We start from the raw sequence: 15,738 nt of genomic DNA on the forward strand, positions 1-15,738 counted from the left end.
CAATGCCCGCGCATACATCGAACTACACAACTGCGGATGCCATCACCAACGGTAGCCCACGCCACCGAAGATCACATCCGAATCGCGATCATAGCGTGTCACGACGCGATTCCATTCGATCCGGGCATCCCAGTGATCGGTGAAGCGATAAGAGCCCGCAATCGTGACAAGGCCGGAAAACTTCCCCGCGCCCGGCCCCGGTGTCAGGCTGTTCTCGTTCTCGTTGATCGCATAGTAGGTGCCGACGCCGAGCGCCAACGTCACCTTGTCGTTGGCGAACGCGCGGGTCGCCCACAACTGGCTGGTAATACCGTCGCGGCGCGACGCCTTGCTGCTGCCCTCGTGAAGATAGCCTACCGTCAGGTCGAGGTATTTCGCAAGGCCGCGCCGGTACTCGATCGCGCCACCCAGCGCGGTGGGCGAGCTGGTCGAATTGATGATGGTTTCGCCGAGGTACACCGCGACTTCGTTGTTGGTGACCTTGTGCGTGCTGCCGCTCGCCCAGTCTCGCGGACCGGGCGTGCTCGGGGCATCGAGCTGATAGCCCACGCCGAACATCACGCTCGTCGCATCCGGCCCGCGCTGCACGTGCACGCGATTCAACTGCAGTTGAGTGATCCACCGGCTCGATGCGTAGTACGCGGCGCGCACGCTATACACGACACCCCAGCCGTGCGTGTCGGAATAACTTCCGCCTTGCACGGCCGTGGTGGTGTCGAAGTAACGATATGGGCCGACGCCCGCCTGCAAGACGAACTGAGGACTCCCCACGGGAATGCGGCCCCATAGCTGGATCATCTGGCCGTCGCGATGATGATCGGGAATGTGTCCTTCATTGAGCCACGTAAAGCTCGCGGCAAAGTATTGCCCGAGCCCTTCCTGATAGTTGAACGCCCACGTGTAGGTATTCGTGCTGCCGGCGCGCGAGCCGCCGCCGAATAGCGAAAACTCCTGAGCGTGGCCAACGTTGGAGGTCAACAGGAGGCAGAGACCGGCAATGCAGGAAGCCGCCTTGGATGCCAGCCTAAGGCTCGCCGCAGAATTCAGATTCCGCATGCTGTTTGCGTCTCCGATGGGTCGCTGCCGGTATTCGTGATTCGACGAGAAGCCGGATCATGGCTTGGGCGCTGGAAACCGGCTGTGGTTACAAATTGTTTGTCATGCTAGCAGACCGCCCGGTAAAAATGTTGCCTCGTGCTATTCCGGATCTCGGGCGCGCTTCTTGCGCGTCGTCTGGTGGACGCAGCCGCGCGGCGAGGCGGCCTGCGTAGTCCCGAGTGTGGCGAGGTTGCATGGCAATGCGCTCACACGTAAATATGACAATGGGAGCAAATGTATGAACACCAACTCAGCAGAAGGCGCAGTCAAGGAAATCGCAGGGAAAGTTCAAGGCGCCGTCGGCGACGTGCTCGGTGATACAAGCACTCAACTGGCCGGGAAGGCCAAAGAACTCAGCGGCAAAGCCCAGCAGCTCTGCGCGAGTACCACCAGCCTGGTTCGCGATACCACCGTCGAAAGCCCTTTTGCCACGATCGCGGTCGTCGCTCTCGCTGGCTTCGTCGCAGGGGCGCTCTGGTCACACGGTGCTTCGGATCGCGGCTATCGCCGGTAATCTTCGACGTGTCTGATCATCGGGCGATCCGCCAATGGCGATCGCCCGATTCTGTTTTTGCTTGGCTCTTCAGATGCATTCTTGTTGGTGCGCTCTTCCCGACATTCGCTTTTCGACGCGCCCGAGATGTACCGGCTATCAGCCGCTTTTCTTGCGACGTCCTGCGCTCAGATCCAACGCCACCCACGTCGGCGCGTGATCGCTCGCGTGCGGTTCGCCGCGCACCCAGCGGTCTACGCCCGCATCGCGCAAACGCGGCGCCAGGTCGGCGCTCAGCAGTATGTGGTCGATACGTAAGCCCGAGTTTGTGTCCCAGTGCCGGCGGAAATAGTCCCAGAAGGTGTAGACGCGCTCGTCGCCAAAGTGCGTTCGCAACGCGTCGGTCCAACCTTGCGTAAGCAGCCGTTGGTAACGTTCGCGGGTTTCGGGTTGCAGTAAGGCGTCTTTCAGCCATGAACGCGGGTTGTAGATGTCTTCGTCGGTGGGGACGACGTTGAAGTCGCCCGCCAGCACCACCGGATGGCCGCTCTCGAATAGCTTCGCGGCGTGCGCGATCAGATGGTCGAACCATGCAAGTTTGTAGTCGAACTTGGGGCCCGGTTGGGGATTGCCGTTCGGCAGGTACAAACACGCCACCAGTACGCCCCCCACGGCCGCTTCCAGATAGCGGCTATGCGTGTCGTTTTCAAAACCGGGCAGGCCGCGGCGGCTCTCGAGGGGCGCCTCTCCCTTCGAGAGAATCGCCACGCCGTTCCATGCGCTCTGACCTTGCCAGATGGCGCTGTAGCCCGCCTCGCGCAATGCGTCGGCGGGGAAAGCGCTGTCCACGGCTTTCAGTTCCTGCAAACACACGATATCCGGCGCTTCGCGCTCGAGCCATTGCAGCAATGCCGGCAGGCGCGAACGGATACCGTTGATGTTGAAAGTCGCGATTCGAAGCTTGGCCATCCCATGTGCTCCCTCGAAAGCAACCTATTTTGCCGCCGCGTCGCACCATTCGATGGCCCACGACTTCGCGCATGAAATGGCGTCCGCTTCGTTGGAAAAGGTGTCGATGTCGCCCGAATCGTGCGACTGGACATGCTCGTTCTTTCGGGGCACGCGGGTGATTTTGGCCCGGGCGTAGTAGACGCCGTCTTCCGCGTGGCGTGCTCGGCAATCGAGGTGGAAGTGTTTGTAGTCGAATTGCACTTTGGCTTCCCTTTGAAGTGGGTTCTGGGGTTTTGACCGGAACCGCTGTCCATGTTCCGCTCTTTTGTTTGCAATCGCTTTTTTTTTCAAGCATCGGCGTATGCGGTCGCGCACTGTCAGGGATCAAGCAGAAGAAGGTTACCTGTTACGCTGCACAGCGATTTTTTTTGCCGTGGCGACGGCATGCCCATATCAGGTACTCGGCCCGCATCGTCTCCGCCGCGGGCCGGCCTGACTCAGTTCGGTACGCTCACCGCACCATTGGCGACCGTAATCGCATTGACGCCCGGGCTAACCGCAATCGCCGGCAGATTGGCCGTGGTCAACGCCGGCGCGGCACCGGGGGTGCCACCGCGTGGCGTCGTGTGAATCACCTGAGACGGCGGCAGCGGCGTGCCGTTCTTCAGATGACTCCACATCAGGTTGAGCGCCTGAATGTTGTAGTAGTGCACCGGCACGAAGCGCGTATCGAAGCCGGCCACGCCAAGGAACGCGTCGAAATGCTGACCGTTCGTCACTTCGTAAAACGACAGCTTGCTGGCGCCCCCTTCGGCCAACTCATTCATTGCCAGATACGGGCGTGAGGCGTGGTTGATCGGCACCAGCGCATCCGCACGCCCTTGCACGATGATGGCGGGTTTGCCGTGCAAATTCGCGTTCACACGGATTGCCTCGACGCTGCTGGTCAGCCTGCCGTTGGTCCACAGCGCACGCAGACAGGCGGCGCCGGCATAGCTGCCGTCGGCACTCGCAAGCCGATGATCCGCCGCGCCGGCCGAGCCCGCGTTGTAGACCAGGTTAATGCCATTGGTAGGCGGCACCCCGTTACCGTTGCCGAACACCGTGAGCATCGGCGACACCGCCGGCGTAACGCCGGCCACACCAGTCGCGCTGGTGGTGCCGAAGCTGAAGTTGCAGAGGTTGTCGGTAACACTCGCCATCGCGTAAGCGTTCGCGTAGGTCACGGCGACGGCCGGTACCGCTTGCGAGTCCCACATCGGCGCCTGCAGCAAGTCGGAGTCGGCCTGGTAGCCGTTTTGATGCAGCAGCGCGAGCGCGTTGGTCGCCTGGGTCGTCACATCCGCGCCGGCGATAACGCTGTTGGCCGCCAGCGACGCGCATCGCGCGGTGCGAATTGCCGTGGTCGTCGCGAGCGGCAAAGCACTCAGATACGGCGCACCGGCTGCGGCAGGCGCAAGCGCGGCGCACGGCTGTAACGTGTTCGCGAGCGTCGTATAGTCGGCGAGCGGTTTGCCGAACGCACCGACGGGCACGCCGCCCTGCGTCACCGACACTTGCGCGGGCAGCCGCAAATTGATTTGCGGCTCGCCGACGACGACCGCGGTGATCAACCCGGACGTATCCTGTTCGGCCGCCGCGAGCGACGCACCGCCGCCGTTGCTCACCGACGCCGCGATTGTGGTGATGCTGCCGTTTGCATAGCGCACGCTGCGCGCCGAGCCGTTCAGCGTGCCGTACGAATCGTTGAGCGCCCAGTAGGCGAACTGGATGGCCTGCAGCGTGTTTTTGCCCCAGTCCTTTTCCGGGTTCCGCTGCGAGTGCGCGTGTTTGAACGCGTAGCGGTTCGGGAAATTAGCGTTGAACGACGCGAGATCGCTGCTGCCGAGGTTCGCCGTGAAGACACTGGCCTTGCCAGCAGCGGTGGCGTCCTGCAAGGTGCCATCGATCAGCGTGACGCGGTTGGTAGACAGTTCATGCGCGCCATTGCCGCTGCCCTTGTCGGTGTAGGCCACCGCACAACCGCGCTTGAGGCCCCATTCCCCGGCTGCCGAAATCGCGCCGTACACGCCGCGCGAGCCTGAAGACGTGGCCGTGACGATGCACGGCTGATCCGGATTGAAGCTTGTCGGGATTTGCACCAGCATGCTCACATTCAGTGTGCCGCTGCCGTCGTCCGCGAACGCGAGGTATTCCTTGCCCGCGATTTTGCCCTCGCCGAGCGTGTCGTTGCCGTTCAGGTCCACATTGGGGCCCCAGAAACGTCCATAGCCGCCATTCGCCGTCATGTCGACGAGTGCGCGATAGTTCGACCAGATGGCGAGACGCCTGAGTTCGGCGGCGGTCGGTTGTGCCGCATTGGCGATTGCCGGCGGCGTGGCTAAGGCGAGGCCGGATTTACCGAGACCGGCGGTGAGGAGGTCGTCGGTATTGCCGTCATACGATTGAGTTTTTACCGAGCTGGTAATGAAGTTCGGGAGAATGTTGGCTTGGGCTGGATTGTTAGTGTCGTCGTTGCCGCCGTGGCAGGCGGTTAGGGCGATTGCCGTTGCCATGACTGTTGCGCGCGTTAGTGCGGTGGATCTCGGCGCTGCCCCTGTTCTCATCGGTGATGTCATCTTTGCTGTCTCCACTGTTTTTTGTTCGTGGACCCACTTGGGGTGGGGTTCTCGATGAATCGCGCTTCCTGGTGTCACCTGTCAGGAGATCGGTTTTACCCTGGGGGTGGATGGAAGCTTGATGCAAGTTTAGGAGGCGGTTGCCGTTTTGAAAGAGGTTTTTTGTTCGCGCACCGCGTACGCAAAAGGAGAAGCAAGACCCGACGCCTCGGGGCGCACCACCCCAAAGCGCCGGTCAGAAAAAAATCAAATAGCAGCCACAACCCTCCGCGGCGACAAAACCGACACGGCAAAACTAACCACAACGTTTGCGGCCAACGCGATCAAGCCGATATAAACCGGATAAACCGCATCACCAAGATGCAAGGCGAACACCGGCTTGAGGCCTTGAGAAACTGCCATACCCGTGCCGATCACAATCCCGACAAGCCAACCAAGAAACAACCCTGGCGTGTTCAACCGCCGCGTATACAAAGAGAACACAATAGCCGGGAAAATCTGCAAAATCCAAACGCCGCCCAGCAACTGCAAATCAATCGCATACTGCGTCGGCAAGAACACAATAAACAACAGCGCGCCGAACTTCACGACCAGTGAAACGATCTTCGCGGTCCTGGCCTCGCCTTCAGGCGTGATATTCGGCGAGACGAGAGGACGCCACAAATTCCGTGTGAACAGATTGGCCGCGCCAATCGACATGATGGCGGCAGGCACCAACGCGCTAATCGCAATCGCCGCGGCTGCAAAACCGACGAACCATGACGGGAACAGCGTGTTGAACAGCGCCGGCACCATGTCGGACGCCGACTTCACGTGCACGCCTGCTGCAATCGCCATATAGCCGAGCAAGGCAATCAGGCCGAGCAACAGCGTGTAAGCCGGCAGGAAAATCGCATTCTTGCGCACCGTGCTCGCCGACGAGGACGACAACACCGCCGTCATCGTATGCGGATACATGAACGCCGCCAGCGCCGAGCCCAGCGCAAGCGATGCATAGGCCGTGAACTGCGTCGGCTTCAGAATGATTCCGGTCGCGCCACCCTTGGCCTTGAAATACGTATCGGCCGCATCGAACACGTGCGCGTAGCCGCCAAGCTTCGCCGGAATCAGCCAGATCGCCGCGATGACGACGATATAGATCATGATGTCCTTTACGAACGCGATCATCGCCGGTGCCCGCAGGCCGCTTGCATAGGTATACAGTGCAAGAATCACGAAGGCGACGATCAACGGCATTTCACCCGTCACGCCAAGCCCCTTGATCACCACCTGCATACCCACCAGTTGCAGCGCAATGTACGGCATGGTGGCCACGATTCCGGTGATCGCCACCGCGGCAGGGAACCACTTGCCCCCGTATTCCCCCTGCACGTAGTCCGCTGCCGTGATGTGGTTCTTCGCGTGGGCGATCTTCCACAGTTTCGGCATCACCGCGAACACAAAGGGGTAAACGATGATCGTGTACGGCAGCGCAAAGAAACCATATGCGCCCACCGAATACACCAGTGCGGGCACCGCGATCACGGTATAGGCGGTATAGAAGTCACCGCCGACGAGAAACCACGAGATCACCGTGCCGAACTGGCGGCCGCCGAGGCCCCATTCGCTCAATTGCGTCAGGTCGCCCCGCTTCCAGCGAGCGGCAAAAAACCCGATCACGGTGACGAGAACAAAGAATGCGATAAAGACGGTCATCGCGACCGGGTTCACAGCATGGACATCGCTCATTTGACACCTCGATACACGACGTAAATCAGTAGCGAGGTCAACGGCACCCACAAGAACTGATACCAGTAGAAGAACGGAAAGCCGGCGAACGAAGGGCGTGTGTCGTTATAGAACGGCAACCACAACAACGCGATATACGGGATCAGCAAGATGAGCCATAGCCACGAACGGCCGGCGGATTGGGAGGTCTCCACAAACTTCTCCTAAGTCTATTATTGAAACCGCGTGCCATGACTTGTGGCCGGCACGCCGGCTCGCGCTTTGCAACGACACACGCCGACAGACGCGGTGTGCCGTGGGGATGTAGTATTCGCTTTCGTGAGCCTCCCCACAAGCGCGCAACTACGTAAGCCGGCTACGTAATACCACGTAGCCCACCGGCCGTCTTTTCAACGATGAAACTCAAAGCAAAGATTGTCCTGCTGGCGATCGTGCCTTTTCTGGCGGCCATCGCCAGCATTGAAACCGGTGTGCGCCGGGAAGCCACCGCGCTTGCCGAAACGCAGCACGCGACCACCCAGGCCGCGTACATGGCCAGCAAGGAACTCGAACTCAAGCATTACGTCGAGCTCGCCACCACGGCGATCGCACCGCTCTACGACGCCGGCGGCGACAACGCGCGCGACGAAGCGATGCTGCGCACCCGCGCGCTCGCCACGTTGGAGAAAATGGATTTCGGCGAGGATGGCTACTTCTTCGTCTACGACATGCACGGCCGATCGTTGATGCATCCACGCGAGCCCGATCTGGTCGGACGTGATCTGTGGGCGCTGCGCGATCCGCAAGGCACGCCGACGATCCAGCAACTGCTCGCCGCGGCCTCGCGCGGCGGCGGATATGTGCGCTACGTGTGGCATCGTCCGTCGACGGGCAAGCTCGCATCGAAACTCGGCTACGTGGTGCCGCTCCCCCGCTGGGGCTGGATGATCGGCACCGGTATCTATCTCGACGATATCGACGCAACGCTTGCGCACATCGATCAAGGCGCGGCGGCCAACATCGATCGCACGATGCAGTGGATCGATGGCATCGCCGTGGCCGGACTCGCCGTGATCGCACTGTGTGCACTGGTGCTCAACGTGACCGAATACCGCAGTGCCGATGCAAAATTGAAGCGGCTCGCGCAGCAGGTGGTCGACTCGCAAGAAAACGAACGGGCGCGTCTCTCGCGTGAACTGCACGACGGTATCAGCCAGATGATGGTCTCCGTGAAACTCCTGCTCGAATCCGCGTTGGCGCGCTTCGAGCGCAGCGAAGTGCGTGTGCCCGCGGCAGAAGCCGCCCTATCCACCAGCCTCACGCGCCTTGGCGATACGTTGCGCGAGGTGCGCCGCATTTCTCATGCGCTGCGTCCGTCAATGCTCGATGACCTCGGTGTGGCGGCCGCCCTGGAGCAACTCACGCGCGAACTGAGCGACGAGTCGGGTATCGAGATCGGCTTCACCCAAATCGCGCACACGAACGCCGCGGTTTTGCCGGAAGCGGTCAATACGGTCCTATTTCGTATCGCCCAGGAAGCGCTCACGAACATCGTGCGTCACGCGCAAGCATCGAGCGCGGCACTCGCACTGGAAGTATCGAACGACGCCGTTACGTTGAGGATCTCGGACAACGGGCGCGGATTCGACGTGACTCATGCATTCGTTGGCCGGCGCTCGGGCGTGGGTCTGCGCAATATGCGCGAGCGGCTGGAAGCGCTGGGCGGCACGCTGTCGCTCGGTTCGCAACCAGGCCACACCCAGGTGAGCGCAAGCGTGCCGCTGGGAACGCACGCGCCTCACTTGCAGGCCTTGCAGGAAATCTGACTATGAATGATCACTCACTCGCCATCGCACGTCTGCTTCTCATCGACGATCATCCGCTCGTGCGCGACGGTTTGCGCGCCCGGCTCGAAGCCGTGCGCAACATCGAAATCGTCGGCGAAGCGGGCAATGCGCAGGAAGCACTCGCGCTTGCCGCCAGCCAGAACCCTCATCTGGTGTTGATGGACGTCGGCATGAACGGGATGAACGGCATCGCGTTGGCCGGCATGTTTCATGAACGCTTCCCGGCGATCCGCGTACTGATGCTGTCCATGCACGATAACCTCGAGTACGTGACCCAGGCGGTACGTGCGGGCGCCAGCGGCTATGTGCTCAAGGATTCGCCCGCCACCGAGATCATTCAGGCGATCGGCGCGGTGCTCGACGGCAAGACGTTTTTCAGCGCGGGGCTGGGCGCGCGGTTGATTCAGGCGTCGGCAATGCAATCGCCCATCGAACGGCTCACGCCGCGCGAGCGCGATATTCTCGATGCGCTGGCGGAAGGTCTTTCGAGCAAGCAGATCGCTCAACGCAATGACCTGTCGGTGCGCACGGTGGAAACGCATAGGCTGAATCTGAAACGCAAGCTCGATATCGAAGGTCAGGCCGAGTTGATCAAGTTCGCGGTCGAGAACCGACGCAAGGGCCGGTGAGGTCCTGAAACACCGTCGCATCCTCTCCGCTGAATTACCTACGAACCAAGTCCATCGAGCCGTTTTTCCTTACGCTCAAAAGACCGGAGCCCAGGACGATGAAACGCCCGATCCAACTGCCACTGGCGAGTCTGCTGATCTGCATGGCTGCGACGCACGCCCATGCCGAAGCGCAACGCATCAACCGCGGCCACGATCCGTTCTTTCAGATATCCAAAGCAATCAGCGAATGCCCGGTGCCGCTTGGTCCACTCGAGACCGAGCAGGAATGGCTTGACGACAGTCATTACCGGATCGAGCGCGGCAATAGCTGTTGGCTGGAAGGCCGTTGCCGCCTGTCGAATGCCTACCTCTACGACGCGGAAATCGCCGATGCGGTCCAACGGCGTCTCACCAACATCCATTACACAACCCATTGGCGCGAACAGTCGACGCTTTGGCTCACCCTGCAGCGCCGCTTCATCTACGTGGAAGGTTGCGTCGCGCCCGGCTTCGACAAACAGACGTTCCTCGCGGAACTCGCCAAAACAGCGGACGTCGATCGCGTGATCGACAACACAACAACCAATCCGCACGCCGCGCAACTGCCCTACAAAACACTCGCAGCCCCGGACAAACCAGTGACCGATCCAGGCAACTAGCGGCACAAGAGCCGCACCACGCTCAAGCCTTATATCGACAATCGAACATAGCAACGCATCGTTGCGTCACAGCTGCGTATCCAGCAGCGACACGAACTTCTCGATCACCTTCTCGGTAAACGGCCGCTGCATCCATGCCTCGAGCGTTACCTGCTGCGATTTCTTGATATCGTCCGCGAAGGTTGCGGTTTGCTGCTTTGCGAAGTCGCTGTCGTAGATGTTCAGGTTGGCTTCGTCGTTGAGCTTGAACGAGCGGCTGTCGAAATTGGTGGAGCCGACCGAAACCAGATACTCGTCCACCACCAGCAACTTGCAATGAAACATGGTCGGCTGGTATTCAAACATCTCGACGCCCGCTCTCAGCAAATCGCCCCAGCACGCACGCGATGCTTCGCGCACGGTATGCGTGTCGATACGTTTTCCTGGCGTGATGATCTGCACTTTCACGCCGCGCTTCGCGGCCTCGACGATCGCATTGATCGTCAGCTTGTCCGGCACGAAGTAGGCGCTCGCCAGATGAATGGTATGCGTGGCCGCGGTGATCGCCAACAGATACATCAACTGCATGTCGTCGCTGCCGCCAGACGGTGAACTGCTGAACATATGCGCGAGACCGTCGCCGACCGGGTCGACTTCCGGAAAATAGTCCGGCCCGTGCAGCACGTTGCCGGTCGCCTTGATCCAGTTGTCCATGAACACCGCCTGCATGTGGCCGACCACCGGGCCGGCCACGCGAAAATGCGTATCGCGCCAATGCTTTTCATCTTGCGCGTGACCGGTCCACTCAGGCGCAATGCCGACGCCCCCCGTAAAGCCGATATGTCCATCGATCACCAGCAGCTTGCGGTGAGTGCGATTGTTCATTCGCCCGAGGCCGGTCCAATGCGGCTTGTGATACTGAATCACCTCCGCGCCCGCGTCGCGCAGCGTATTCAGGTAGCGCTTATCCATTTTCGACGAGCCGACCCAGTCTAGTAGCACATGCACGGCGACACCTTCGCGCGCTTTATCCGCAAGTGCGCGGGCGAACTCCTCGCCGATTTCGCCAGACCAGTAGATGAAGGTTTCGAACGTGATGGTTTTACGCGCGGAGCGGATGCCTTCGAGCATCGACGGAAAAATGCGGTCTCCGTTCAACAGCATCTCAAAGCGATTTCCCGAGATGACGGGCGGCCCGAGCAGCAACCCCATTGAGCGCAGAAACTGCGGATCGTCGCTCGCGTAAAGCCGTTCGATCTTGTGTTCGATCTTTTTTTCGCCACTCGACAGATTGGCAATCACCAATACGATGACGAGCGTAACAAAGGCGGTAATTGAAATCGTCAGCAGCATGCGTGGCCTCGATGCTAATCGGCAAGACGCGCCGGTAGGCGCGCTGCGGTTTGGTGGACATGCCCGGACCGTGGACCCGGGCTTCACTCGCAACACAGGACGCATTGCGCGTGCCCGTGATCAGGATCGCGTCTTGCTTCGCTGATTGTCTCTTCCGGGAACACCCAACCACGCTAACGGACCAGGGAAAATGCTTCCCGGCTGGCAATTTCACCCGCGCCATACACGCCGACCACCGTATAGTCGGACGCCACGCATTCGAACGTCGAGCCCTGAAAAGTAATGACAAAATGGCGCTGCGCGGACCCGGGCGAAGTAACGGCGGAAATCTCGGCGGCCAGCGAAGAATTCATCACTTCGTGAACCGAGTAGCCGCTCAGCCCTTGCGAGGCGAGTGGATGAATCTCGAGATCGCTATCGCCGGGTGGCCCCACCCGATGAAACACCGCGTCTGGAAATAGCACGGTGCAAAATGGATCGTCGTCGGAATCGAATGGCCCAAACCGTTCGAAATCGGATTCCGCAATGGGATAAGCCAGAATCACCCGGCGGCCGCTGGCGACGATGAATGGTTCGGCGGCATCAACCGCCGGATGAGGAACGGAGTCCAGCAGGACGACGTGGTCTTCCTGCTGGGGTGACTCGAGCGTGCTGGTCATCTACTTCGCTACTCCGTTGCGCTCACGCGCCGTCTTGCACCGTCGAGGTTTGCGGCGCTGCGGCAGCGCTCGTCGCGCCTGCCTTACCCTTTCCACCCGTCTTGCGGCCCGGCGCTTTCTTTGCCGCAGCCGTCTTCTTCACAGCAATCTTCTTCACAGCAATCTTTTTCACAGCGGGCTTGGCAGCGCTTTTCTTTGCCGCCGTTTTTTTGGTCGCCGCCGTTCCCTTCCTGGCAGCCGTTTTGGACGCTACTGCTTTTTTCGCCGCCACGACTTTTTTGGCTGCGACATTCTTGCTAGCCGCGGCGCTATCGATCAAAAACCTGGTGCGGTCTTTGACCGACGCGAGCCATGCCGGCGCCGGACCGCGTCCGCTCCAGGTCGCACCGGTTTTAGGGTTGAGGTACTTGGGCGGCTGTGCGCCTTTAGGCTGGCCTTTACTTCCGCCTTTGGCGTGCGTGACTGGTGCCTTCGCAGCGGACTTCAATTCGCTGGCGCCTTCGATCAGGAATTGAGTCCGGTCTTTCACAGCGGCAATCCATCCCGGTGCACGCCCGTGACCCGTCCAGGTCGCGCCGGTTTTATGATCGCGGTACTTCGGCAGCGTCTTGCCTGCGCCGGAGGTTTTTGCCTTGCCACCTGCGGCATGGCCATTCAAGGTATTCGCCGCGCGCCTCGCCTTTGCCTTTGCTTCGATATCTTCGGTAGTCAGGCCGTGCTTAAGCATGAGTTCGCGAATCTGGTCGACCGCGACTTGTGCTTTCCTGGCAATAAGAACGTCGGCTTGCGCCTGGAGCTTCTTAAGCTTTGTCTGGATTTGCTCTAACGTGGGCATTTGATTGCTCCTTATGTGGTAATCGATCGAACTATGCCACGAATAGCGGGAGAAAGGCAGATCTATACGACTATTGAGATATCCGGCTTACGAAAATCGCGTATCCGGTGGAGTACGAAGCTTTCGAGTCCACTACTCTATAGCCACATTCTTTTACCTTTCCCTTTGCACCCCAGCCGCTTACGTCGGAGTAAAAACGACGACCTGGCGGTCGGCAATGTACCTCACACTGCGCATGAACCGGTACTGCTGATCATCGGCGGTTATCCGGTTGAGTCCCAACTGCGTCAACGCCAGCATCTCGTCGGCTTGAAAAGCGGCCACTACGCCGTGATCCGTCAAATCCTCCAATGCGCCGGACGGATTGCCGACGTACACACTTCGTACTTGCGTACCGATCCGCATTAGAACCACGCTTTCACCTTCGTCCAGCGCCAGTTCGAGATAGCCGGCAAGCGTTCGTAATGAATCCGGCGTGCAAGCTTGGGCCTGATAAATCGCAGCGTTCGATGGCGTCATTTCTGTTTCCCCGTCACCACGTCAAGAGAAGCCTGCCGCTGTGCAATGCGGTAATAGACGCTTCTACTATAGGCAAGCATTCGAAGATTCAAAGGGCGGCAGTACATTTTTTAACCAGCTACCCCATGTTACCAATCTCGCAGAGCTGTTTCACCTGCGTCCGGACCACCCTTCTACACTCCGGACCGAACTTAGTAGGCGTGAGGTCCGCGCATGTGGATGCGACCTTTGGGCGGCTATTCAAATGATGCGCAAAAGCGTCACCTTCTAAAAGCTCACTAGCATGGTACTTTCAGATGAAAGCTGGCTTTATCAAGGCCGCCCTTGCCGCGGTTGCCAGGTTATCGAGTACGCGTGAGACTCGATCATCGCGCAAGCATCACCTGCTTTAAAACACTCAAACCGCATCACCGATAAGCTTCAGTGAGCCAATGCCGTGCCCTGCAATAGAAAAACCCCCGCGCCGGGATTCTTCCGGGGCGGGGGTTTTCTCAACGCGCTTCGCGCAGTATTACTTCACGATGCCAACCAGTTCGACTTCAAAGGTCAGATCGCTATTCGGCGGAATCGTGCCGACACCGCGCTCGCCATAGGCAGTGGCCGCCGGACACGTCAGCTTGGCCTTGCCGCCGACCTTCATCTTTTGCACGCCTTGCGTCCAGCACGGAATCACGCGATTGAGCGGGAACGTTGCCGGGCCGCCATGCTTCGCGGAACTATCGAACTCGGTGCCGTTGGCGAGCGTGCCGCGGTAGTTGACCTTCACGACATCGTCGGCGGTCGGCTGCGCGCCCGTGCCCTGCGTCAGGTGTTCGACAACTACGCCGGACGGCAGTTTTTCAGTCGTGGGTGTGGCGGCCATCGCCGTTGAAGAAAGAACAGCTGCGGCGAACAAAGCAACGATAGATTTCAAAGCGACTCTCCAGGTGGGTAGTGCGCGCCATTGTAGCGGATGCCATGTTGCATGCCGGCGCCACGCGACAGCAACAATCGCGGCCCCCACTGCGGTGGCACAAAGTATGCTACTTCGCTGACGAGAGGCGAGTACCGCGACGGCTGCGCTCGTACGCACGAGAGAGAAAAGATTCGACACGGCTTCCTTGCAGGCGGATAGCGATGACCACTGAAAACCTAGAGCCGGAACTTGTCGTTGAAGACGCCGCCGAACGCTCGTGGATGAAACGGCTCGGGCCGGGCCTGATCACCGGCGCCGCGGACGACGACCCGAGCGGGATCGCCACCTATTCGCAGGCGGGCGCGCAATTCGGTTTCGGAATGTTGTGGACGCTGTTGATTACCTATCCGCTCATGGTATCGATCCAGCTGGTCAGCGCACGCATGGGACGAGTGACGGGCAGCGGACTCGCAACCAATCTGCGCCGCCACTACCCCGCGCCCCTTTTGTATCTTGCAGTACTGCTGCTGCTCGCGGCCAACACGATCAATATCGCGGCCGATCTCGCGGCAATGGGCGCGGCCGCCAAGCTGGTGATCGGCGGCCCGGTTCAGCTTTATGTCGCGTTGCTGGGCACCGTGTCTTTGCTGATGCAGGTATTCATTCCATACGAACGCTATGCGAGCATTCTGAAATGGCTGACGCTTGCGCTGTTCGCGTATATCGCCATCATCTTCGTGATTCCGATCGATTGGAAAGCCGTCGGCCTGAGTATCGTAAAGCCGCAGATCCAATGGTCAGGCGACTATCTGACTACCGTGGTCGCGGTGCTCGGGACGACGATCAGTCCATATCTCTTCTTCTGGCAGGCGTCGCAGGAAGTCGAGGAGATCCGCTCGAAACCGGCGGAGCAGCCGCTATTGCGCGCGCCGATGCAAGCCTCCGCGCAACTGAAGCGGATCAACATCGATACGTGGGTCGGCATGGCCGTTTCAAATGGCGTGGCGTTTTTTATCATGCTGACCGCCGCCGCCACGCTGCACGTGCATCACATTGAAGTAAAAACCACCGCCGACGCCGCCAGTGCGCTCAGGCCGATTGCCGGCAACCTGACGTTTGCGCTGTTCAGTCTCGGCATCATCGGCACGGGACTACTGGCGTTGCCGGTGTTGGCGGGTTCGGCCGCCTACGCAGCAGCGGGCACCATGAAATGGCGCAACAGTCTCGCATTGCAGGTGAATCTGGCGAAGCAGTTCTATGCCGTGATCGCCGTGGCGATTCTGGGCGGCATTGCGCTCACGTTCATGCGGCTCGACCCGATCAAGGCGCTGTATTGGAGTGCGGTGATCAACGGCGTCGCGGCCGTGCCGATCATGGTGCTAGTGATGGTGATGGCGGGCAGCCCCAAGGTCATGGGCCAGTTCGCCGTCACGGGGTGGTTGCGCTGGCTCGGCTGGATCGCCACCGCCGCGATGGGGCTGGCCGCGGCCGGCATGTTCTGGCCTATGTGAATG

At 60.1% G+C, this 15,738-nt stretch carries 16 protein-coding genes; 5 read left to right on the forward strand and 11 right to left on the reverse strand.

Annotated features, from left to right (window positions below; all coding sequences use genetic code 11):
* Positions 1–42: 42 nt before the first annotated feature.
* Positions 43–1,056, reverse strand: a complete 1,014-nt coding sequence (locus ACAX43_RS15360) for a hypothetical protein (RefSeq protein WP_370709251.1) — start codon at positions 1,054–1,056, stop codon at positions 43–45.
* A 280-nt stretch (positions 1,057–1,336) separates the two neighbouring features.
* Between ACAX43_RS15360 and ACAX43_RS15365 the strand changes: the two genes are divergently transcribed.
* Positions 1,337–1,612 (forward strand): CsbD family protein, encoded by a 276-nt coding sequence (locus ACAX43_RS15365; RefSeq protein WP_370709252.1) that lies wholly within the window; start codon positions 1,337–1,339, stop codon positions 1,610–1,612.
* A gap of 138 nt (positions 1,613–1,750) precedes the next feature.
* Here ACAX43_RS15365 and ACAX43_RS15370 read toward each other — a convergent pair whose 3' ends face one another.
* From ACAX43_RS15370 to ACAX43_RS15390, 5 genes are all read right to left on the reverse strand, one after another.
* Entirely contained in the window at positions 1,751–2,560 is an 810-nt protein-coding gene (locus ACAX43_RS15370) for an exodeoxyribonuclease III (RefSeq protein WP_370709253.1), read from the reverse strand.
* 24 nt (positions 2,561–2,584) lie between these two features.
* On the reverse strand, positions 2,585–2,803 hold the full coding sequence (locus ACAX43_RS15375; RefSeq protein WP_370709254.1) for a hypothetical protein: 219 nt from the start codon (positions 2,801–2,803) through the stop codon (positions 2,585–2,587).
* Positions 2,804–3,039: 236 nt separating this feature from the next.
* The gene (locus tag ACAX43_RS15380) at positions 3,040–5,148 is read right to left on the reverse strand and encodes a D-(-)-3-hydroxybutyrate oligomer hydrolase (protein WP_370709338.1); all 2,109 of its coding nucleotides are present in this window, start codon (positions 5,146–5,148) and stop codon (positions 3,040–3,042) included.
* Positions 5,149–5,406: 258 nt separating this feature from the next.
* On the reverse strand, positions 5,407–6,888 hold the full coding sequence (gene mctP / locus ACAX43_RS15385; protein ID WP_370709255.1) for a monocarboxylate uptake permease MctP: 1,482 nt from the start codon (positions 6,886–6,888) through the stop codon (positions 5,407–5,409).
* Entirely contained in the window at positions 6,885–7,082 is a 198-nt protein-coding gene (locus tag ACAX43_RS15390; protein WP_093634922.1) for a DUF3311 domain-containing protein, read from the reverse strand. The genes mctP and ACAX43_RS15390 overlap by 4 nt, the downstream gene beginning before the upstream one ends.
* A gap of 201 nt (positions 7,083–7,283) precedes the next feature.
* On the opposite strand from ACAX43_RS15390, the gene ACAX43_RS15395 reads away from it, so the two are divergent.
* The 3 genes from ACAX43_RS15395 to ACAX43_RS15405 all read left to right on the forward strand — a co-directional run bounded on the left by ACAX43_RS15395 (position 7,284) and on the right by ACAX43_RS15405 (position 9,984).
* Entirely contained in the window at positions 7,284–8,693 is a 1,410-nt protein-coding gene (locus ACAX43_RS15395; protein ID WP_370709256.1) for a cache domain-containing protein, read from the forward strand.
* Positions 8,694–8,695: 2 nt separating this feature from the next.
* A complete protein-coding gene (locus tag ACAX43_RS15400; protein WP_370709257.1) occupies positions 8,696–9,343 on the forward strand; it encodes a response regulator in 648 nt (215 codons plus the stop codon).
* Between the two features lie 98 nt (positions 9,344–9,441).
* Entirely contained in the window at positions 9,442–9,984 is a 543-nt protein-coding gene (locus ACAX43_RS15405) for a hypothetical protein (protein ID WP_370709258.1), read from the forward strand.
* 66 nt (positions 9,985–10,050) lie between these two features.
* On the opposite strand, the gene cls is transcribed toward ACAX43_RS15405, so the two are convergent.
* The 5 genes from cls to ACAX43_RS15430 form a co-directional block, all read right to left on the reverse strand.
* Positions 10,051–11,313 carry a cardiolipin synthase gene (gene cls, locus ACAX43_RS15410; RefSeq protein ID WP_370709339.1) on the reverse strand — a complete coding sequence of 421 codons (1,263 nt, stop codon included), beginning with the start codon at positions 11,311–11,313 and terminating at the stop codon, positions 10,051–10,053.
* Between the two features lie 176 nt (positions 11,314–11,489).
* The gene (locus ACAX43_RS15415; RefSeq protein ID WP_370709259.1) at positions 11,490–11,975 is read right to left on the reverse strand and encodes a hypothetical protein; all 486 of its coding nucleotides are present in this window, start codon (positions 11,973–11,975) and stop codon (positions 11,490–11,492) included.
* Between the two features lie 22 nt (positions 11,976–11,997).
* Positions 11,998–12,810, reverse strand: coding sequence for an H-NS family nucleoid-associated regulatory protein (locus ACAX43_RS15420; RefSeq protein WP_370709260.1), 813 nt, complete (start codon positions 12,808–12,810; stop codon positions 11,998–12,000).
* A 180-nt stretch (positions 12,811–12,990) separates the two neighbouring features.
* Positions 12,991–13,329: a hypothetical protein gene (locus tag ACAX43_RS15425; RefSeq protein WP_370709261.1), complete on the reverse strand. Its 339-nt coding sequence runs from the start codon at positions 13,327–13,329 to the stop codon at positions 12,991–12,993.
* A 511-nt stretch (positions 13,330–13,840) separates the two neighbouring features.
* On the reverse strand, positions 13,841–14,191 hold the full coding sequence (locus tag ACAX43_RS15430) for an FKBP-type peptidyl-prolyl cis-trans isomerase (RefSeq protein ID WP_370709340.1): 351 nt from the start codon (positions 14,189–14,191) through the stop codon (positions 13,841–13,843).
* Between the two features lie 254 nt (positions 14,192–14,445).
* On the opposite strand from ACAX43_RS15430, the gene ACAX43_RS15435 reads away from it, so the two are divergent.
* Entirely contained in the window at positions 14,446–15,735 is a 1,290-nt protein-coding gene (locus tag ACAX43_RS15435) for an NRAMP family divalent metal transporter (protein WP_370709262.1), read from the forward strand.
* The last annotated feature ends 3 nt before the right edge of the window (positions 15,736–15,738 follow it).

The organism is Paraburkholderia sp. IW21, from assembly GCF_041321145.1.
GTDB lineage: Bacteria > Pseudomonadota > Gammaproteobacteria > Burkholderiales > Burkholderiaceae > Paraburkholderia.

Coding starts and splice junctions, on each gene's coding strand:
- ACAX43_RS15360 (WP_370709251.1), bottom strand. CDS start 1,056: ATGCGGAATCTGAATTCTGCGGCGAGCCTTAGGCTGGCATCCAAGGCG.
- ACAX43_RS15365 (WP_370709252.1), top strand. CDS start 1,337: ATGAACACCAACTCAGCAGAAGGCGCAGTCAAGGAAATCGCAGGGAAA.
- ACAX43_RS15370 (WP_370709253.1), bottom strand. CDS start 2,560: ATGGCCAAGCTTCGAATCGCGACTTTCAACATCAACGGTATCCGTTCG.
- ACAX43_RS15380 (WP_370709338.1), bottom strand. CDS start 5,148: ATGAGAACAGGGGCAGCGCCGAGATCCACCGCACTAACGCGCGCAACA.
- mctP (WP_370709255.1), bottom strand. CDS start 6,888: ATGAGCGATGTCCATGCTGTGAACCCGGTCGCGATGACCGTCTTTATC.
- ACAX43_RS15395 (WP_370709256.1), top strand. CDS start 7,284: ATGAAACTCAAAGCAAAGATTGTCCTGCTGGCGATCGTGCCTTTTCTG.
- ACAX43_RS15400 (WP_370709257.1), top strand. CDS start 8,696: ATGAATGATCACTCACTCGCCATCGCACGTCTGCTTCTCATCGACGAT.
- ACAX43_RS15405 (WP_370709258.1), top strand. CDS start 9,442: ATGAAACGCCCGATCCAACTGCCACTGGCGAGTCTGCTGATCTGCATG.
- ACAX43_RS15415 (WP_370709259.1), bottom strand. CDS start 11,975: ATGACCAGCACGCTCGAGTCACCCCAGCAGGAAGACCACGTCGTCCTG.
- ACAX43_RS15420 (WP_370709260.1), bottom strand. CDS start 12,810: ATGCCCACGTTAGAGCAAATCCAGACAAAGCTTAAGAAGCTCCAGGCG.
- ACAX43_RS15425 (WP_370709261.1), bottom strand. CDS start 13,329: ATGACGCCATCGAACGCTGCGATTTATCAGGCCCAAGCTTGCACGCCG.
- ACAX43_RS15430 (WP_370709340.1), bottom strand. CDS start 14,191: ATGGCCGCCACACCCACGACTGAAAAACTGCCGTCCGGCGTAGTTGTC.
- ACAX43_RS15435 (WP_370709262.1), top strand. CDS start 14,446: ATGACCACTGAAAACCTAGAGCCGGAACTTGTCGTTGAAGACGCCGCC.